Source organism: Actinocorallia longicatena, from assembly GCF_039534125.1.
Taxonomy (GTDB): domain Bacteria; phylum Actinomycetota; class Actinomycetes; order Streptosporangiales; family Streptosporangiaceae; genus Actinocorallia; species Actinocorallia longicatena.
The window spans coordinates 21,135-38,727 of record NZ_BAAAUV010000037.1; the positions used below are offsets into that span (position 1 = coordinate 21,135).

The 17,593-nt window shown below is 71.8% G+C and carries 16 protein-coding genes; 6 read left to right on the plus strand and 10 right to left on the minus strand.

The window, feature by feature from the left end:
* Window positions 1–4: 4 nt before the first annotated feature.
* A complete protein-coding gene (locus ABD785_RS37355) occupies window positions 5–454 on the plus strand; it encodes a peroxiredoxin (protein WP_344838436.1) in 450 nt (149 codons plus the stop codon).
* A 230-nt stretch (window positions 455–684) separates the two neighbouring features.
* Here ABD785_RS37355 and ABD785_RS37360 read toward each other — a convergent pair whose 3' ends face one another.
* From ABD785_RS37360 to ABD785_RS37380, 5 genes are all read right to left on the minus strand, one after another.
* Window positions 685–2,301 carry a coiled-coil domain-containing protein gene (locus ABD785_RS37360; RefSeq protein WP_344838438.1) on the minus strand — a complete coding sequence of 539 codons (1,617 nt, stop codon included), beginning with the start codon at window positions 2,299–2,301 and terminating at the stop codon, window positions 685–687.
* Between the two features lie 80 nt (window positions 2,302–2,381).
* Window positions 2,382–3,320: a TIGR03943 family putative permease subunit gene (locus tag ABD785_RS37365; RefSeq protein ID WP_344838441.1), complete on the minus strand. Its 939-nt coding sequence runs from the start codon at window positions 3,318–3,320 to the stop codon at window positions 2,382–2,384.
* Window positions 3,317–4,327, minus strand: a complete 1,011-nt coding sequence (locus ABD785_RS37370; protein WP_344838443.1) for a permease — start codon at window positions 4,325–4,327, stop codon at window positions 3,317–3,319. The genes ABD785_RS37365 and ABD785_RS37370 overlap by 4 nt, the downstream gene beginning before the upstream one ends.
* A gap of 127 nt (window positions 4,328–4,454) precedes the next feature.
* Window positions 4,455–5,843, minus strand: a complete 1,389-nt coding sequence (locus ABD785_RS37375; protein WP_344838446.1) for a hypothetical protein — start codon at window positions 5,841–5,843, stop codon at window positions 4,455–4,457.
* Window positions 5,836–7,449 (minus strand): NAD(P)/FAD-dependent oxidoreductase, encoded by a 1,614-nt coding sequence (locus ABD785_RS37380; protein WP_344838449.1) that lies wholly within the window; start codon window positions 7,447–7,449, stop codon window positions 5,836–5,838. Before ABD785_RS37380 ends, ABD785_RS37375 begins: the two co-directional genes overlap by 8 nt.
* Before the next feature lie 115 nt (window positions 7,450–7,564).
* On the opposite strand from ABD785_RS37380, the gene ABD785_RS37385 reads away from it, so the two are divergent.
* Window positions 7,565–8,272 (plus strand): RDD family protein, encoded by a 708-nt coding sequence (locus ABD785_RS37385; RefSeq protein ID WP_344838453.1) that lies wholly within the window; start codon window positions 7,565–7,567, stop codon window positions 8,270–8,272.
* A gap of 101 nt (window positions 8,273–8,373) precedes the next feature.
* Entirely contained in the window at window positions 8,374–8,988 is a 615-nt protein-coding gene (locus ABD785_RS37390) for a YdeI/OmpD-associated family protein (protein ID WP_344838456.1), read from the plus strand.
* On the opposite strand, the gene ABD785_RS37395 is transcribed toward ABD785_RS37390, so the two are convergent.
* Both ABD785_RS37395 and ABD785_RS37400 read right to left on the minus strand, forming a co-directional pair.
* The gene (locus ABD785_RS37395; protein ID WP_344838459.1) at window positions 8,969–10,015 is read right to left on the minus strand and encodes a phosphotransferase family protein; all 1,047 of its coding nucleotides are present in this window, start codon (window positions 10,013–10,015) and stop codon (window positions 8,969–8,971) included. The genes ABD785_RS37390 and ABD785_RS37395 overlap by 20 nt on opposite strands.
* Window positions 10,016–10,167: 152 nt before the next feature.
* The gene (locus ABD785_RS37400; protein WP_344838461.1) at window positions 10,168–10,554 is read right to left on the minus strand and encodes an MmcQ/YjbR family DNA-binding protein; all 387 of its coding nucleotides are present in this window, start codon (window positions 10,552–10,554) and stop codon (window positions 10,168–10,170) included.
* Between the two features lie 43 nt (window positions 10,555–10,597).
* Between ABD785_RS37400 and ABD785_RS37405 the strand changes: the two genes are divergently transcribed.
* Entirely contained in the window at window positions 10,598–12,229 is a 1,632-nt protein-coding gene (locus ABD785_RS37405; protein WP_344838464.1) for an alpha-amylase family protein, read from the plus strand.
* Here ABD785_RS37405 and ABD785_RS37410 read toward each other — a convergent pair whose 3' ends face one another.
* A complete protein-coding gene (locus ABD785_RS37410; protein WP_344838468.1) occupies window positions 12,230–13,507 on the minus strand; it encodes a KamA family radical SAM protein in 1,278 nt (425 codons plus the stop codon).
* Between the two features lie 115 nt (window positions 13,508–13,622).
* Here ABD785_RS37410 and ABD785_RS37415 point away from each other — a divergent pair, with 115 nt between their 5' ends.
* Together ABD785_RS37415 and ABD785_RS37420 are read left to right on the plus strand one after the other, a co-directional pair.
* Window positions 13,623–15,119: an AMP-binding protein gene (locus ABD785_RS37415; protein ID WP_344838470.1), complete on the plus strand. Its 1,497-nt coding sequence runs from the start codon at window positions 13,623–13,625 to the stop codon at window positions 15,117–15,119.
* Window positions 15,120–15,236: 117 nt separating this feature from the next.
* Window positions 15,237–15,734 (plus strand): HAD domain-containing protein, encoded by a 498-nt coding sequence (locus tag ABD785_RS37420; protein WP_344838473.1) that lies wholly within the window; start codon window positions 15,237–15,239, stop codon window positions 15,732–15,734.
* Between the two features lie 30 nt (window positions 15,735–15,764).
* Here the strand turns inward: ABD785_RS37420 and ABD785_RS37425 are convergent, their stop codons facing one another.
* Both ABD785_RS37425 and ABD785_RS37430 read right to left on the minus strand, forming a co-directional pair.
* Window positions 15,765–16,565, minus strand: coding sequence for a class I SAM-dependent methyltransferase (locus ABD785_RS37425; protein ID WP_344838476.1), 801 nt, complete (start codon window positions 16,563–16,565; stop codon window positions 15,765–15,767).
* A gap of 43 nt (window positions 16,566–16,608) precedes the next feature.
* On the minus strand, window positions 16,609–17,553 hold the full coding sequence (locus tag ABD785_RS37430) for a DNA glycosylase AlkZ-like family protein (protein WP_344838478.1): 945 nt from the start codon (window positions 17,551–17,553) through the stop codon (window positions 16,609–16,611).
* Between the last annotated feature and the right edge of the window lie 40 nt (window positions 17,554–17,593).

The window sequence follows — 17,593 nt, forward strand, 5'->3', positions numbered from 1 at the left end:
CCCCATGAAAATCGGTGATGTTGTCGAGGACTTCGCGCTCCCGGACGAGAGCGGCCAGGTCCGCAAGCTGAGCGAACTGCTGGCGGACGGCCCTGTGGTGCTGTTCTTCTACCCTGCGGCCATGACCCCGGGCTGCACCGCCGAGGCCTGTCACTTCCGGGACATCGTCGGCGAGTTCAAGGCCCTGGGAGCCCAGCCGGTCGGTATCTCCGGCGACTCGGTCGAGAAGCAGGCCGAGTTCTCCGGCAAGTACTCCCTCGGCTACCCCCTCCTGGCCGACCCCGAGGGCGTCGTCCGCTCGGCCTTCGGCGTCAAGCGAGGCCTGGCCCTGGTCCCCACCAAGCGCGTCACCTTCGTCATCGACACCGACCGCACCATCCTCGAGATCGTCAAGTCCGAGGTCCGCATGAACACCCACGCCGACAAAGCCCTGGCGGCCCTCCGCACCCGCTGACCCGTCCTCCCCACCCCGACCGCCCCCGCCGCGAAGCCGGCGCCCAGAGCGAGGCGAGGAACAGGCGCGCTCGCACAGTCGGAAGAGGACGCAGGCCCGCAGAAGCAGGTGGCCTCGGGACGGGGTCCGGCTCGGCGAGTGCCGGAATCGTGCTCGGGTGCGGGAGCGTCTCGGTCGTGTCGCGGTGCGGCTGGCCGGCTTGGCCGAGGGGACGGGGCCCGGCGGGCGGGTCAGGCGGTCTGGGGCCAGGTGGTGAGGTCGCGGAAGCGGGTGTCGGGGAGGAGACGGAGGCGGGCGGCGGTGGCGGAGGGGTCGGAGAGGTAGCGGTCGACGTCGAAGCGGCGGTTCTCGGCCACGGTGAGGACTCCGCACAGGAGGGTGTCGCCCAGGCGGATGAGTGCCAGGGGGCCGATCTGAGCGTAGGCCTGGTCGGCCTGGGTCATGGCGGTCGCCAGGCGGTGCAGGGACTCGGTGCGGGGGTCGGTGGCGCCGGTGTGCAGGGAGTTCAGGAGCGAGGCGAAGTCGCGGCGAAGGCGCGCGGGGTTCTTGCCGGCCAGGTAGTACTGGGTCTGCCAGGGGGAGGAACCCGACGGGACCTGCATGCGGACCCGGAGGTCCATCGTGTCGACGAAGTCGTCGTAGGTCTTGGTGAGGATCTCGTGGACGTCGGCCGTGTCACCGGACAGGCCGCCCTTGACGGTCGTCGGCTCGGTCTCGGCGCGCTGGCCGGCCAGAAGGTCCTCGACGGTGTCCAGGGCCTGGGCGAGATCGCGGTAGCGCTCCAGGTCGCGGTCGCGCTCCGCGTCGAGCTCTTCCAGGCGCTCCAGCGCCTGGTCGGTGCGGGTGCGCAGATCGAGCAGCTCGGTACGGCCCGCCTCGTCCTCGGCGAGCTCGTCGATCCGTGCCGTGATCTCGGCGCCCTCACGCTCGATCTGGCGCAGGCGCGCGGTGAGCTCGAAGCTCTCCCGGCTGAGCTCCTCGACCCGCGAGGCGACCTCGGCCACGCCCAGGCCGTCGACACGCGTCGCGACCCGCATGCCGTCCAGCTCGATGCGCCGCAGTCGCTCGGTGAGCTCGGCGTTCTCGCGGCCGAGCTCCTCGACGCGCGCGTGGCGGTCGGTGCCGTCCACGGCGTCGACCCGTGCCAGGAGGGCCGTGGAATCCAGTTCGACGCGCTGGACGCGGCCCGCGAGGCGGGCGTCGTTCTGGTCGAGCTGGACCAGGCGCTCCATGATCTTCGCCTGTCCGGTCTCGAGCGCCTCGGCGAGGGCGTCGAGGCGGTCCGCGGCGGCGGCACCCTCGTGCTCGGCGTGGTGCAGGCGCGTGGCGAGCGCGGCGTCGTTCCGGTCGAGGACGTCCAGGTGCTCGGCCGTCGTCTTGTCGTGCTCGAGGTGGTGGAGCCGTGTCGCGAGCGCCCTGTCGTGCTCGTCGAGCTGGGACAGCCGGTCGCCGAGCGTGTCCTCGACATGGCGGAGGTCGTAGGCCGCGGCGTCGAGACGGGCGGCGAGGGCGTCCTGGGTGCGGCGGAAGTCGTCGGCGGTGGTGTCGTGGCGCTCCGCGAACTCCTCCTGGGTGCGGCGGGCGCCGTCGAGACGGGTGCCGAGCTCCTCGACGGTCGAGTCGAGCTTGCGGGTCAGACGGGTGATCGCCGTCGTGTCAGGGCGGGTCGACAGGTCGGCGGCCAGCGCGTCCAGGCGGGTCAGCGCCTCGGCGAGCCGCGACTCGAGCTCGGAGTTGCGTTCCTCGAGCTTGGTGAGGGTGGTGGCGTCGCGTCTGCTACGGCCGAAGGCCAGGTAGAGCTCAGCGCCGGCTACTGCCAGGCATGCGACGACCAACACCAGTGTCATGGCACTCCTCAGGGGTTTTCCCTCTGACGATAAGCCAACAAATGCCCGTTAGGTACCGGCTTTCGGCCATGCCTAAAGATCTATTCATATGGGTGGGCCGGCTTGGCCGCCGGGGTCACTCCCGTGGCATTGAGGTAATGCACTCCGCTACCGGATTCCTTCGCCGGCGGCGCCTTCCAGACGCCGGTCACCTCGACCCAGGCTCCCTTCTTCGGCTCGGCCGCGCCCAGCACGATGACCTGGACCGCGATCGCGTCGGCGGCACAGCAGCTCATCTGGAGGCGGGTGAGGTACCAGTGGCCCTGCTTGCGCGGCGCCACGAACCCGATCAGCTTCACGGTCCTGCCCTCGAGAGTCGGATCGCCGCCGATCTGCGCCTCGAAGGACCGCCCGACGAACTCCGCGACGCTCATGGCGAGCGGCCCGGTCCCCGCCGGCAGCGCCTGGTCGATCGACGGAGGAGCCGCGACGGCCCGCGTGACCGAGGAGTTGCGGTCCGCCGTGAACGCCCCGAGCTCCGGCGGTGCGATCGCGAAGATGCCGAGCACCGGCAGGCACAGCAGCCACGCCACCCGAGGCCCCCCGTGCGCGTGCCCGTGCCCCCCGTCTTCTTCTCCTTCTCCTTCTTCGGCCTTCCCGCTCCCGTGCGTTCCTTGCTCCCGCCCGCCGGGGACGGTGAGCGCCTCCGGAGCCGTGCCCGTGACCGCCGGGACCGGGCCGTCCTCGACCCCGGCGCGGACGGCGGGCGGCACGCCCGGAGCACCGGAACGCTCCTGCTGCGCCGGTGCCTGCGCCTGTGCCTCCGTCACCGAGCGGCCGTGCGGGTGCTCGTCCGCGTCGTCGTTCCAGTCGCGACGCATCCCCGCCAGGCCGAGGACGATGAGCAGGAGCGCCGACCCGACGAGCGGCAGCTCGAGCCCCGGCTTGACGTAGTTCGTGAACTCGCCCGTCCCGAGGGTGATCCACAGGACCGCGCCGCCGAGCAGGAGGAGCAGCAGGTTCTGGGCCGCGCGCGTCACAGGAAGGCCTTTCCGTAGGCGAGGCTGACGACGACGGCCAGCGCGAAGGTGAGCGGAATGAACCGGACGGCGAACCGCCGCCCGAAGATCCCGCTCTGCAGCGCGATCAGCTTGAGGTCGACCATCGGCCCGACCACGAGGAAGGCGAGCTTGGCGGTCGGGGAGAACTGGGTGAGGCTGGCCGCCACGAACGCGTCGGCCTCCGAGCAGATCGACATCAGCACGGCCAGCACCGCGAGGATCAGCACCGAGACCAGGGGGATCCCGGCGACGGAGTCGACCCACGAGGCGGGCACCACGACGTTGATGGTCGCCGCGGCGACCCCGCCCACGACCAGGAAGCCGCCCGCGTGCATGAGGTCGTGCCGCATCGCCTGCCGGAAGGAGTCCCACCTCCCGGCGCCCGGCGGGGGACCCTGGGGGATCCTGATCAGATCGGTCCGCCCGAACCGCAGCCACAGCCATCCGGCGAGCACCGCCACCGTCAGCGACGCGGCGAACCGCCCTGCGACCAGACCGGGATCGCGGGGAAAGGCGACCGCGGTCGACACCATGACGATCGGGTTGATCGCCGGAGCGGCCAGCAGGAAGGTCAGCGCCGCCGACGGCGCGACGCCCTTGGCCATCAGCCCGCCCGCGACCGGCACCGAGGCGCACTCGCAGCCGGGCAGGACCGCCCCGCACACCCCCGCCACCGGGACGGCCGCCGCCGGATGCCGGGGCAGCACCCGGGTCCACACCCTCGCCGGAACGAACGAGGTGATCGCCGCCGACAGCGCCACCCCGAACACGAGGAACGGCAGGGCCTGCACGCAGATCGCGATGAAGATGGTCGCCCAGGCCTGGAGCGCCGGAGCCGACGCGTGCGGCGCGACCCAGATCCGCGCCAGCACCAGCACGGCGGCGATCGAGATGAACAGCCACAGCGCGTCGGCACCGGGCGAGGCCTTCCGCGGCCGCCAGTCGGCGGGCGGAAGCCTCTCCTCCATGACCTCGGTCGTCTCCATGCGGAATATCGTGGCAGAACCGCGGCCCGCCCGCGCCCGGGGCTGTGGACAACTCCCCCGACCCGCGGACGACACCCTCGACCCGCCCTGGACGGCCCCTGGAGCAGGGGGTTCCCTGCCGAGGGCCTCAGCCGCCCGCGGTGAACACCGGGACGGCCACCGCGATCAGGACCGTCACCATCCAGAGCGCGGGAGCCGAGCCGAGCGCCTGCTCCCGCCGGGCGACGACCCGGGCGGTCTCGGCCTCCCCGCGCGTCACCCACCACGGATTCACCCGGTTCTCCAGGTACTGGTGGATCGCACCGAGCACCGCCCCGTAGGCCAGATGCCCGACGAGTGAGGGGAACGCCGTCGAGATCGCCGCGGCGTTCCACCGCAGCGGCAGCCCGAGCAGCGCGGGCAGCAGGGTCAGCGCGCCGAGCACCCACCACAGGAACCCGTAGGAGACCCCCCACCCGATCCCGGACGCCAGGTCGAAGGCCCGCCGCCGGAACAGCAGCGCGTACGACACCCCGATCAGCTGGGCGATCACGAGATGGACGATCAACCCGAGCACCGGCCCGTGCCCGCCGACCAGCCCGGCCACCTGGACGAGGCCGCCCGACCTCCACCACACCAGCGCGAACACCGAGCCGCCGAGCAGCCCGGCCAGGATCCCGAAGCCGGTCGCGTGCAGCCCGTGCGCCCCCGCCCCCTCGTCGTGAAGGCGCCGGACGTCATCGACGAACAGCAGCCGCGACAGCAGCCCGAGCCAGCTGAAGACCAGGGCCGTCCCCGCGCCGAGCAGCAGGTACCCCGGCAGTGACCCCACCGCCGTCCGGGTCGCGGCCGCGGACCAGTCGAGGTCGTCGCCGCGCAGCAGCGGGGGAGCGGTGAGCCCGGCGGCCACCCACACCACGAACCCGTACACGGTCCCCCTGATCAGCGCCGGCCCCGTGCCCTCCCGGCGCCCGGAGAACAGCAGCGGATATCCGATGCCGGCCACGATGCCCGCCACCAGCAGGTTCGACGCCGGAAGCAGGACGAGCGCCGCCGCGGGCCCCGCCACGAGGCCCCGCAGCACAGGCCGCAGCCCGATGTCCGGTCTCCCCCTGCCGAGCAGCGCGAACGCCAGGGCCGTCACCGCGCCGTAGGCGAGGTGGCCGTACAGGCTCGGCAACAGCCGCTGTGCCGCGGCCAGATCCCAGGTGACGGGCTCCCCGGTGAGCAGCGGCAGCAGGGTCTGCGGCCCGAGGAACCACCAGAACCCGCCGTACATGACGCCCCAGAACAGCAGCTCACCTCCGCGCACCCGGCCGGCCAGGATCCCGAACCCGGTGCCGATGACCGCGGCGATGACCAGATGGACGGCGAACCCGGCGTAGGGCGAGGAGACCCGGACGATCGAGGCGACCGTCGGCAGGGATCCGTAGGAGGCCATGCAGGCCCCGAACACCAGCCCGCCCGCGACACCCGCGACCGCGCCCCGCCATGCCCCGCCGACCAGATCGTCCCTCGTGGGCTCGTTCTCACGCATCGCGGCTCACCGTGATGTCCCGGGGAAAGGCCAGGTCGATGACCCAGTCCGACAGCACCCGCAACCTTTTCTCCGCTCCCGGCAGTTTCGCCAGATAGATGCCGCGCCACAGGAACCAGGCCGCGAGGCCCGAGAACCTCCGCCCCTTGATCTCCGCCGCCGCGGTCCGGTGCCCGAGCAGGCAGAGGATCCCGATCGTCCGGAACACGAAGGGCTTCGGCGCACGCCCCTCGAGAACGGCGACGACGTTGTCGGCGACCTGCGCGCCCTCGCGCAGCGCGTGCTGGGCCGTCGGCGGATAGGGCCTGCCCTCGGGATCGGGGATCTCCGCGCAGTCACCGACCGCCCAGATGCCGTCGACCCCCTCGACCCGCAGGGCCGCGTCGGTGGTCAGCTTCCGTCCCGACAGGAGCGGCCCCGGTCGGTTGCCGGCCGTCCACACCAGGGTCCGGGCCGGGATCGACGTGCGGTCGTTCAGCCAGACCGCGCTCTCGGCCACCTCCGCGACCCGGACGCCGAACCGGAAGCCGATGCCGCGCGCCTCCAGCCGTTCCCGCGCGTAATCGCCGAGCCGGTCCGACAGCTCCGGCAGGATCCGCTGCCCGGAGTGGACGAGCATGAAGGCGGGCTCCTCGGGATCGATGCCCGGATAGTGCCGCAGGACCCCGTGAACGAGGTCGAACAGCTCCGCCACCGCCTCGGCCCCCGCGAACCCGCCGCCCGCCACGACGAACGACAGCTGCCGGGCCCGCTCCCGCGGATCGCTCTCCTGCTCGGCCAGTTCCAGCAGCCCGAGGACGTGGGCGCGCAGCCGTGCCGCGTCGCCGAGGGTCTTGAGCGTGAACCCCCGTTCCTCGACGCCCGGCAGCCCGAAGAACGCGGGAACGACGCCGGTGGCCACGACGAGATGGTCGAAGGGGACCCGCTCGTCCCGCAGGCCGCCCGTCCGCAGCACGACGGCCCGTTCGGTGATGTCGATCCGGGTGACCTCGCCGCGCCGGAACCGGGTGTGCGGGGCGCAGGCGCGCACCGGGGCGCTGATGTGCTGGGCCTCGAGCGCCCCGCCGGCCACCTCGGCGAGCATCGGCGTGAACAGCAGGAAGTTGGAGTCGCTGACCAGGGTGACGTCGACGGCCCGCCCGCGCGCCCGGAGCTTCTCGAACCGCTGCGCGGCGGCGACCCCGCCGAACCCACCGCCGATGATGACGATCCTCGCCGCGACCGCGGGCTCCGGCTCCGCGCGTTCGGGCAGGAACCGGGCGAGCAGCGGGAACAGGACGCCCGCCATAGCCCCCGCCAGCAGGTCCCCGACGAGCCGGGGGTACTCGGCGGCCGCCGCGGCGGCCGTCCAGGTCGGTGTCTCACCGCGCCGGAGCGGATCCAGGGTGAGCGTCCAGGCCAGCCAGCCGAGCAGGCCCAGCAGCAGGCCCAGCGCGACGACCCCGCCCGGCCGGTGCCGCCCGAGGAATCCCAGGGCGACTCCGGTCAGCCCCGAGTACACGACGAACAGCCAGAACACCCCGCCGAGACCCTGGTAGGCCATCAGCCCCCCGACGACGGCGCCGCCCACGATCCCGCCGCATCCGCCCAGCAATCCCCATCGCATGGCCACATGGTCGCCCGGACGTCTCCCGTACACCACCGCCGAGACCGAACCGAAACAGGCCCAATTGAGTCATAGTTACGACAACAGTAGATTTCGCCGATCCCAGGAGACCCCCGTGTCCTACCCGCCTCAGGGCCAGCCGTCGGAGCCCCCGAACTACGGCCAGCCCCAGCAGCCCGGCTACCAGCAGGGCCAGCCCCCGCAGCAGGGCTACCCGCAGCAGCCCGGCCAGCCCGGCTTCCAGCAGGGCCAGTACCCGCCGCCGGGGCAGTACGCCCAGCACGGCGCCCCGCAGGGCCAGTACCCGCCGCCCGCCGCGGGCTCGGGCAACCACATCATGCTCGACCGCTTCCTCGCCCGCCTCATCGACGGCGCGATCATGCTCATCCCCGCGATCGTCATCAACGCGGTCGTCCGGGCGATCTTCGCGCCCACCCTCGACCTGCGGACGCTGGAGACCTCCGGCAGCTGGTTCCTGACCTACTTCGTCAGCGGCATCCTGCTGCTCGGCCTGTACGTCGGCTACGAGTACTTCTGCCTGACCAGCCAGGACGGCCGGACCATCGGCAAGAAGGTCATGAAGCTGAAGATCGTCCGCGTGAACGGGGCGCCGCTCGACCAGCAGACGATCCTGCAGCGCACCGGCGTCCTGTACGGCGGCCAGGTCTTCTACCTGTTCGGCGGCGTGCTGCTGTTCCTGTCGGCCCTCGGCGCCCTGGTCACCCTGGGTGTGGCGCTCTCCCCGTTCCTCGACGGCCAGAGCGGCCGTTACCAGGGCGTCCACGACAAGTTCGCGGGCACCCAGGTCATCAAGCAGGCCTGAGCCCCTCCCTCCGGGTTCCCCGAGCCGGCCGCCCGCTCGGGGAACCCGGAGGAGCCCGCCGGCCGTCCTCGGAATCGTCGTACCCGCCCTGTTCAATGGGGGTGACAGTCGCACTGATCCCGACCAGCCGGAGGCACCGCTCCATGGAGCCGATCTTCTTCACGAGCACCGACGCGTTCCGCTCCTGGCTGGAGGAGCACCACGCCGACGCGGCCGAGTGCCAGGTGGGCCTCTGGAAGTCCCACACGGGCAGATCCGGCCTCACCTGGTCCCAGGCGGTCGACCAGGCCCTGTGCTTCGGCTGGATCGACGGTCGCGGCAACAGCCTCGGCGACGACGCCTGGACGATCCGGTTCACGCCCAGGAAGCCGCGCAGCAACTGGAGCCTGGTCAACATCCAGAAGATCGCCGACCTCACCGCCCAGGGCCTGATGCACCCGGCGGGAGTGGCGGCCTTCGAACGCCGCGACAAGGACGCCCCCGCCCCCTACTCCCACGAACAGCGGGGAGAGTCCGCCCTCGCGCCCGAGCAGCAGGCGCTGTTCGAGAAGGAGGCCGTGGCCTGGGAGTGGTTCTCCGCGCAGGCCCCCTCCTACCGCAAGGCCGCCGTCCACTGGGTGACCGGTGCGAAGCGGCCCGAGACCAGGGAGCGCCGTCTCGAGCAGCTCATCGCCGACAGCCGGGAGGAGCTGCGGGTCAAGCCGCTCCGCCGCTGATGAACTTCTCCGCCCTGGCGAACAGGCCGAGGGTGATCGTGTGCAGCAGGTCGCCGACCTCCCGGGGCGCCTTGCCCGCGGCGGCCCGGGCGTGGGTGCCCTCCAGCACGATGCCGAGCTTGAAGCAGGCCAGCACGGCGTACCAGTCGATCGCGTCGAGGTTCCTGGTGCTGTTGGCGGCGTAGGCGGCGATCAGCTCGGCCGGTTCGGGCAGGCCGCCCGCCTGCCCGACGGGCCCGGCGATGTCGACGCTGTCGGCGTCCGGCCAGGTGGCCAGCAGCCAGCCGAGGTCGAGCAGCGGATCGCCGATGGTCGACATCTCCCAGTCCACGATCGCCGCGACCTCGGGCCCGGAGGGGGAGAACATCAGGTTCGCCAGGTGGTAGTCCCCGTGCATGATCCCCGGACGCCAGTCCGCCGGCCGGTGCGACTCCAGCCACGCCGCCACGTCGTCCAGCCCGGGGATCTCGGGTCCGTCGTAGCCGTCGAGCTTGGAGTAGCCCTCCAGCTCGCTCGTCCAGCGCGGTACCTGCCGTTCGAGGAAGCCCTCGGGACGCCCGTAGCCGTCGAGCCCGACCGCCTCGTGGTCGACCGCGCCCAGCCGGGCGAGGGAGATCGCCGCCTCGAGCCCCATCCGGTGCCTGATCGAGGCGTCGCCGGCGTGCAACGCGGGCAGCCCGGTGGTCGCGTTGAAGCCGTCCACCGGCGTCATCAGGTAGAAGACCGCCCCGTGCATGACGGTCTCGTCCGGGCACGCCGCGATGATCCGCGGCGCGGGCACATCGGTGCCGTCGAGGGCCGAGAGCACCCTGGCCTCGCGGCGGAGCACCTCGTTGGTCTTGGCCCGCAGATGCTTCGGCCCGCGCCGCAGCACGAACTCGGTGCCGCCGCGCCGGAACTTCAGCAGGACGTTCTGGGTGCCCCCGCCGAGCTGCTCGACGTCCTCGATCTCCCCGCCGGGCAGTCCCTGGGAGTCCATCCAGGAGGCCAGAACTTCGTAGTCGACGACATCCGAGGCGATCCGCATGGCCCCGAGACTACCGTCCGGTAATGACGAGCTCCCCGCGGGGATCCTCAGCACCAGGGGGCTGCGCTGAGAACCCCGCGGGGAGCTTCTCTGGTTCAAGAGATGCCCAAGGGGAACCCGGTTCACCCTTTTCCGAAGGTAAAGAACCGCGGCTACCCGCCGAGGAACTCCTTGGCCAGCCGTTTCGGCGCCCGGGTCAGCCAGGCCTCGGTCATCAGCTCGGTGAGCTCCTCGACCCCGATCCGCTCCAGCCGCAGCAGCACGGCCGGATAGCCGTCGAAGTGCGGGATCGTGAAGTAGACGTCGGGGTCATCGGCGATCAGGGCGCTCTTCACGCCCTCGTCCTGGACGCGCACGCCGAGGATCGGCCCGGTCGGCGCGGTGTCGCCGAGCGCGGCCAGATCGGTCTTGCGCAGCGGACGCTCCCAGGCGAACCCCTTGTCCCCGACCCGCCAGGTCGGCTGGTCTCCGTGCCCCGCGCGCTCGGTCGTGCCGGGCATCGCGAGGGCGATCCGCTGGACGTCTTCCCACGTGGCCATGGTTCCACGATAGGCCGCGCCGATTCGGGGTAGCGGGGCGGCCATGGACATGTCGTGGACGGCCGATCTGTGGTGGAAGAGCGCAGTGATCTACTGCCTCGACGTCGAGTGCTACAAGGACGGCGACGGGGACGGGATCGGCGACTTCAAGGGCCTGACCCAGCAGGTCGACTACCTCGAGCGCCTCGGGGTGACGTGCATCTGGCTGATGCCGTTCTTCCCCTCGCCGCGCAGGGACGACGGCTACGACATCAGCGACTACTACGCCGTCGACCCGCGCCTCGGCACGCTCGGCGACCTGGTGGAGTTCCTGCGCACCGCCCGCGACCGCGGCATCCGGGTGATCGCCGACCTGGTCGTCAACCACACCTCCGACCAGCACCCCTGGTTCCAGGATGCCCGGTCGTCCAGGGACTCCCAGTACCGCGACTGGTATGTGTGGGTCGACGAGCCCCCCGCGGACGGCCCGAAGGACATCGCCTTCCCCGACCAGGAGAACAGCGTCTGGGAGCTCGACGAGGGCACCGGCCAGTACTTCCTGCACCGCTTCTACCGGTTTCAGCCCGACCTGAACATCTCCAACCCCGCGGTCCGCGACGAGATCGCCAGGATCCTCGGCTTCTGGATGGAGCTGGGCCTGTCCGGCTTCCGGGTCGACGCCGTCCCGTTCATGCTGGAGACCATCGGCGAGCAGGAGAAGCAGCGTCTTCCCCGTCCGCACGAGTACCTGGCCGATCTGCGCGCCTTCCTCGGCCGTCGCGACGGCGACTCGGTGCTGCTCGGCGAGGTCAACATCCCCTACCCCGACATGATGGAGTTCTTCGGCGACGGCAGGCCCGAGCTGACCATGGCCTTCGACTTCATCGGCATGCAGCGCATGTACCTGTCGATGGCCAGAGGCGAGGCCGCGCCCCTCGCCGAGGCGCTGAAGGAGCGCCCCGAGCCGCCGCGCGACGCCCGGTGGGCGACCTTCGTCCGCAACCACGACGAGCTCACCCTCGACAAGCTCACCGAGGACGAGCGGAACGAGGTCTTCGCCGCGTTCGGACCCGACGAGGACATGCAGGTGTTCGGCCGCGGGCTGCGCCGCCGCCTCCCGCCGATGCTCGACGGCGATCTCCGCCGGATGAAGCTGACCTACAGCATGCTGTTCTCCCTCCCCGGGACCCCCGTCCTGTTCTACGGCGAGGAGATCGGCATGGGCGAGAACCTCGACCTGCCGAGCCGGATGGCGGTCCGCACCCCGATGCAGTGGCGGCCGGACGAGTTCGGCGGCTTCTCCACGGCCGAACCGCACATCCCGATGCCGTCCGGCGACTACGCGCCCGAGCACGTCTCGGTGAGCGCCCAGCGCGGCGATCCGGACTCGCTGCTGTCGTGGACGGGCATGCTCGCCGAGCGGTACCGGCAGAACCCGGAGATGGCGTGGGGCGCCTTCTCGCTCGTCGACTCCGGCGACCCGGCCGTCCTCGCCTACCGCTACGACGACGATGACGACGGGCCGCTCGTGATCCTGCACAATTTCGCCGACCGCCCGGTCACGGTCACCCCCGCCCTGGACGGCCTGGACGGCCGCCTCGTCGACCTCCTCCAGAACGCCGAGACGCTCCTCACCGACGAGACGGCTTTCGACCTCGAGCCCTACGGCACCCGCTGGCTGCGCAGGTTCCCGTGACTAGGTGGGCAGGAGATCCGTGCCGTAGGCCGGGCGCAGATCGGACAGCCAGGTCGCGTCCGGGTCGTACCGGGCGAAGAACGGCCGTCCGACCAGTGACGGGTCGCGGGCCTGGAGCATCCGCAGGACGAAGACCTTCTCGCCCGCGATCTCGGCGGTGCCGTCGACGACGGCCTTACCGGGATCGGCGGACATGACGGGGCCGCGGACCGTCCTGGCCAGGCCCGACACCGACGCGAACGCCTCCTGGAAGATGTCGACGGCACGGGCGAGCGGGACACCGAAGTGGTCCTGTGGTCCCGTGTCCCGCTCGACGAACATGTAGTACGGGACGACCCCGAGCCGGGTCGACTCCCGCCACAGCCGGGACCAGACGGCGGGCTCGTCGTTGACGCCGCGGATCAGCGGCCCCTGGGCCCGGATGACGGCACCGGTCGAGCGGACGCGCCGCAGCGCCTCCCTGGCCGGTTCGGGGTCGAGCTCGACCGGATGGCTGTAGTGCGCCATGACCGCCAGATGGCGGCCGGACGCGATCACCTGGTCGAACAGGGCGAGCAGGGCGTCGGCGTCGGGGTCGGTGGTGAAGCGGAAGGGCCAGTAGGCGAGGGCCTTGGTGCCGAGACGGATCGACTCGATGTGATCGATCTCCAGGAGCGGCTCGACGTACCTGCGCAGGACGTCCGTGCGCATGATGAGGGCGTCGCCGCCGGTGATGAGGACGCTCGTCACCTCCGGATGGGCGCGCAGGTAGGCGCTCATGGCCGCCTGGTCGCCGGTCGCGATCTTCAGCTCGGGCTCGCCGACGAACTGCGGCCAGCGGAAGCAGTAGGTGCAGTAGGCGTGACAGGTCTGGCCCTGGCTGGGAAAGACCAGGACGGTCTCGGCGTACTTGTGCTGGAGCCCTTCGAGCGGGACTCCGTCGAGGGTGGGCTGGTTCCGGTCGAGCTGTCCCGAGGGGTGCGGGTTGTGCCGGCGCCGGATCTCGTTGGCGGCCGCCCGCATCTCGCGGGCGGGGGCCTCGCTCCGGATCAGGCCTTCCATCCGGGCGAGGTCGGCCGGGGCGAGCATGCCCGGCTGAGGGAAGTTGAGACGGAACAGGGGATCGTCGGGGGCGGCCGCCCAGTCGATGAGGGAATCGACCACGTAAGCGTTGGTGCGGAACGGGAAAACCGCGGCGACGGCCGCCGCCCTGACCCGATCCGCCTCGTCGAGTCCGGCTCTCACCAGCAGGTCATCGAGGTGCCGGGTCGTCAGCGCCCGGAACACGGTATGTGTCAAGGTCCTCCGATCTTCATGATCATTCTGCGTCACGGACCCCGTTTTGGTCGGTCGGGCGACGGGTTTGGTATGGCCGATTGCGGTCCGGTCTGGTGGTTTCGGCACAATGCGGTCCATGGACTACCGGGTTGTGGAGATCGTCCGGCGCTTCGGCCGGGACCGGCCGGGCTCACCCGTGATCGTCGGCGACGGCAGGACCATCGTCTACGGCGAGCTCGACGCCCGCTCCAGCAGGGTCGGAAGGGCGCTGCTGGCGGCCGGTCTCGGCGCGGGTGCGAGGGTCGGTTACGTCGGGAAGAACGCCCCCGAGTTCTTCGACGTGCTCTTCGGCGCGGCCAAGATCGGCGCGGTGATCGCCCCGGTCAACTGGCGGCTGACCCCTGCCGAGATCGCCGCGGTGCTGGCGGACGCGGGCGCCGGGCTGACCGTCGTCGACCATGAGCTGGCCGGTCTCGACCTGCCCGGACGCACCGTCGTCACCGGCCCGGAGTTCGAGGCGTGGATCGCGGCGCACCCCGCGGACGATCCCGGCTTCGTCGGCGGTCCCGACGCCGTGGTCGCCCAGCTCTACACCTCGGGCACCACCGGGACGCCCAAGGGGGTGCCGCTGACCAACAGGAACTTCTCCGTCGGGGTGCGGCGCTCGGAGCTGTGGCTGATGGACGGCGGCTCCGTCAATCTGGTGCCGATGCCGCTGTTCCACGTCGGCGGCACCGGCTACGCGCTGACCGGCCTCTACCCGGGCGGCAGGCTCGTCCTGGTCCGCGACATCCGCCCGGCCGAGCTGGCCGACACGATGGTCGAGCACGGGGTGACCAATGCCTTCATCGTCCCCTCGGTGCTGCGGGCCATGTGCGACCTCCCGGAACGCCGGAACTACTCGACGGTCCGCGCCATCGGTTACGGCGCGTCGCCGATCACCACCGAGTTGCTGAAGCGGGTCATCGAGACCTTCCGGGCGCCCATGTTCCAGTCCTACGGCATGACCGAGACGACGGGGACGATCGTCCAGCTCGATCCGGCCGACCACGAGGACCCCCGGCTGATGCGCTCGGCGGGGCGGCCCTATCCGTGGGTCGAGCTCCGCATCGCCGACCCCGCGACCGGGGAGGGGCTCGGCACGGGCGAGACCGGCGAGGTCTGGGTGCGGACCACCCAGAACACCTCCGGGTACTGGAACCGGCCCGCCGAGACCGCCCGGCTGCTCACCCCGGACGGCTGGCTGCGAACCGGCGACGCGGGCCACCTCGACGAGGACGGCTACCTGTTCCTCACCGACCGGCTCAACGACATGATCGTCAGCGGCGGCGAGAACGTCTTCCCCGTCGAGATCGAGGAGGCGCTCGCCGTCCATCCCGGCGTCGCGGACGTCGCCGTGATCGGTGTCCCCGACGAGCGATGGGGTGAGACCGTCCTGGCCGTCGTGGTCCGCCGCGACCCCGCCCTCACCGAGGAGACCCTGCTCCAGCACGGCCGGGAACACCTGGCCGGGTTCAAGCGCCCCCGCCGCATCGCCTTCGCCGACGCCCTTCCCCGCAACCCCGGAGGCAAGGTCCTCAAGAAGGAACTCCGCGCCCCCTACTGGTCCGAGGCCGGACGCTCCATCGGCTAGGCCGTGTCTCACGGATCTTCGGTCCTCCTGCGCGACGCCCAGGCACGCACCTGACCGCCGCTCGCCACGGACAAGATCCGTAAGACACGGCCCAGAGCCGGTGGTAGCGTCCCGACCATGGAGCCTCCCGCGGTCCTGCTCGATGTCGACGGTGTGCTCAATCCGCTGAAGCGCGGAAAGGGATACCGGCGGTTCACCGCCACCCCCGAGGCGGTCACCTACAGGCTCTGGCTGAACGGCGCGCACGGCGCGATGCTCCTCGACCTCGTCGAGGCGACCGGGTCGGAGCTGCTGTGGGCGAGCTACTGGTGCGGGCACGCCAACGGCTGGATCGGACCCCGGGTCGGGCTGCCGTCCCTGCCCCACGTGCCGATTCCGCGGAGGCCCGCCGACGGCTCGTTCTCGCTGGGGGAGTGGAAGGCCGACCGGGTCGCCCGCTGGGCCGGGGAGCGTCCCTTCGTCTGGTTCGAGGACGAGCCCGACGTCGCCGAGGCCCTGGCCCGTGAGAGCGGCCTCGGCCCCCATCTGCTCGTCCCGATCGACCCGGTCTTCGGCCTCACCGCCGACCACGTCGCCATCGCCAGGGAATGGCTCGACGCCCAGGGCGGCGCCTGAGGGCAGTTGACTTCGAGACAGGCCCTGGCCTCAGCGGACGGCGCGCAGGCTGTACATCATCGGAACGCGCGGTCCTCGCTGGGTGTAGATCCCGCCCGGGCCGCGTTCGAGGGTGCGGTAGCGCGGGAACAGCGTGTAATCGTGCTCGTGCAGGAACTCCAGGCGCAGGCCCGTCGCGGTGATCGCGGAGACGACGTCGCCGAGGGTGTGGTCCCATTCGACCGTGACGTTGTGCCGGGTCTCGGCGGTCAGGTCGGCGTAGGTGCCCGGCTCGTCCCAGACGGTCGGCCCGCCCTTGAAGTAGTCGTTCTCGCGCCTGCTGCCCGTCTCGTCGTCGAAGACGTGGGTGAAGGGATGGAACTCGGCCAGGTAGAGGAAGCCGCCGGGGGCGACGAGCCCGGCCGCGGTCTCGGCCCAGCGGGTCAGGTCGGGCAGCCAGTTGAGGGCGCCCAGGCCGGTGTAGACGATGTCGTAGGTGGTGCCGAGCGCCTCGGCCGCGTCGTAGACGTCGGCGGCCACGAAGCGGGCGTCGATCCCGGTCTCACGGGCGATCCGCGTCGCGGCGGCGATGGCCGGTTCGGAGAAGTCCAGGCCGGTGACGGACGCCCCGCGGGTCGCCCACGACAGGGTGTCGAGGCCGAAGTGGCACTGCAGGTGGACCAGGGTCCTGCCGGTGACGTCGCCGACCTCCTCCCGCTCGAACGGGCGGAGCACGTCGGGGTCGTTCCGGAAGCCGTCGAGGTCGTAGAAGTCGCCGCCGACATGGATCGGCACCCGCTCGTCCCAGCAGGCCCGGTTGAGTTCCCGCCAGCGTCCCGTCACATCGCTCATGGGCACGTGACCCTACCCACGGGGCGGTGGGGAGGCGATCGGATTACCGGCCGGCGCGGAAGCGCGCGACGTCGGCGAACTCGGCGGCGAGCTCCTGCTCGCGTTCCTCGGCCGCGAACAGGACGGCCTCACCGCCGCTCCAGGTGCCCGCGATCCTGCCGTCGACGATGACGGCGGCGCGGATGACGCCGCCGCCGGGACGCACCGCCCGCCGTTGCGCGGCCGTCAGGCCCTGGTCCCGCCGGCCCATCAGGTACTCGTCGAAGGCGGGCACGAGCCGGACGAAGGGCCCGCCCGGCACCGCGGCGCCGTCCGGGTCGGGCAGGGAACGCCAGGCCCGGCGCGCCTTCGCCAGGGACAGCCCCGACCAGGCGGCCAGGTCCCCGGGCTCCGCGGGGCCCTGCGCGCGCCGGAAGCGCACGGCCAGCTCGCGCAGCGCCCGGTCCTCGTCGACCACGACCGGCAGCGGGGCGCCGAGCCAGTCGGCGGCGTGGACATAGGTGGCCTTCCCGCCCCGGTCGGGCCCGAGCACGACCAGTCCCGCCCGCGCCGCGAGCGCCGTGTAGTGCAGGATCGCCTGGCCTTCGAGGCCGAGGAGCTCGCCCAGCTCGGCCTTGCCGAGCGGCCCCGCCCCCTCCAGCGCGTGCCCGACCGCGGCGACGGCGGCCTCCTCCGAGGTCTCCGCGCCGAGCTCGCGCAGCCTGCGCAGCGAGCCGGCGGGGGAGGGCCGCAGCAGCGGATGCAGCCACGAAAGATCCTCGGCGGCGGCCAGGTGCAGGGTGCCGCGCGGACCCCAGAACCGCACGACCGTCCGGTCCCGCCGGACCTCGGCGACCTGGTCCGCCGTGACGCCGCGCATCCGGGCCCGGAAGGCCAGCGGATGGGCCGCGACGTCCTGCGCCTGCACGCACAGCAGATGCCGGACGACCTCGGCCACGTCCCCGGTCGCGGGCCGGTCGAGGAGCTGTGCCGCCGCTCTTTCCCTCATCCGGTCATTGTCCTCCGGCGCCTGCCCGGTTCTGTCGGCA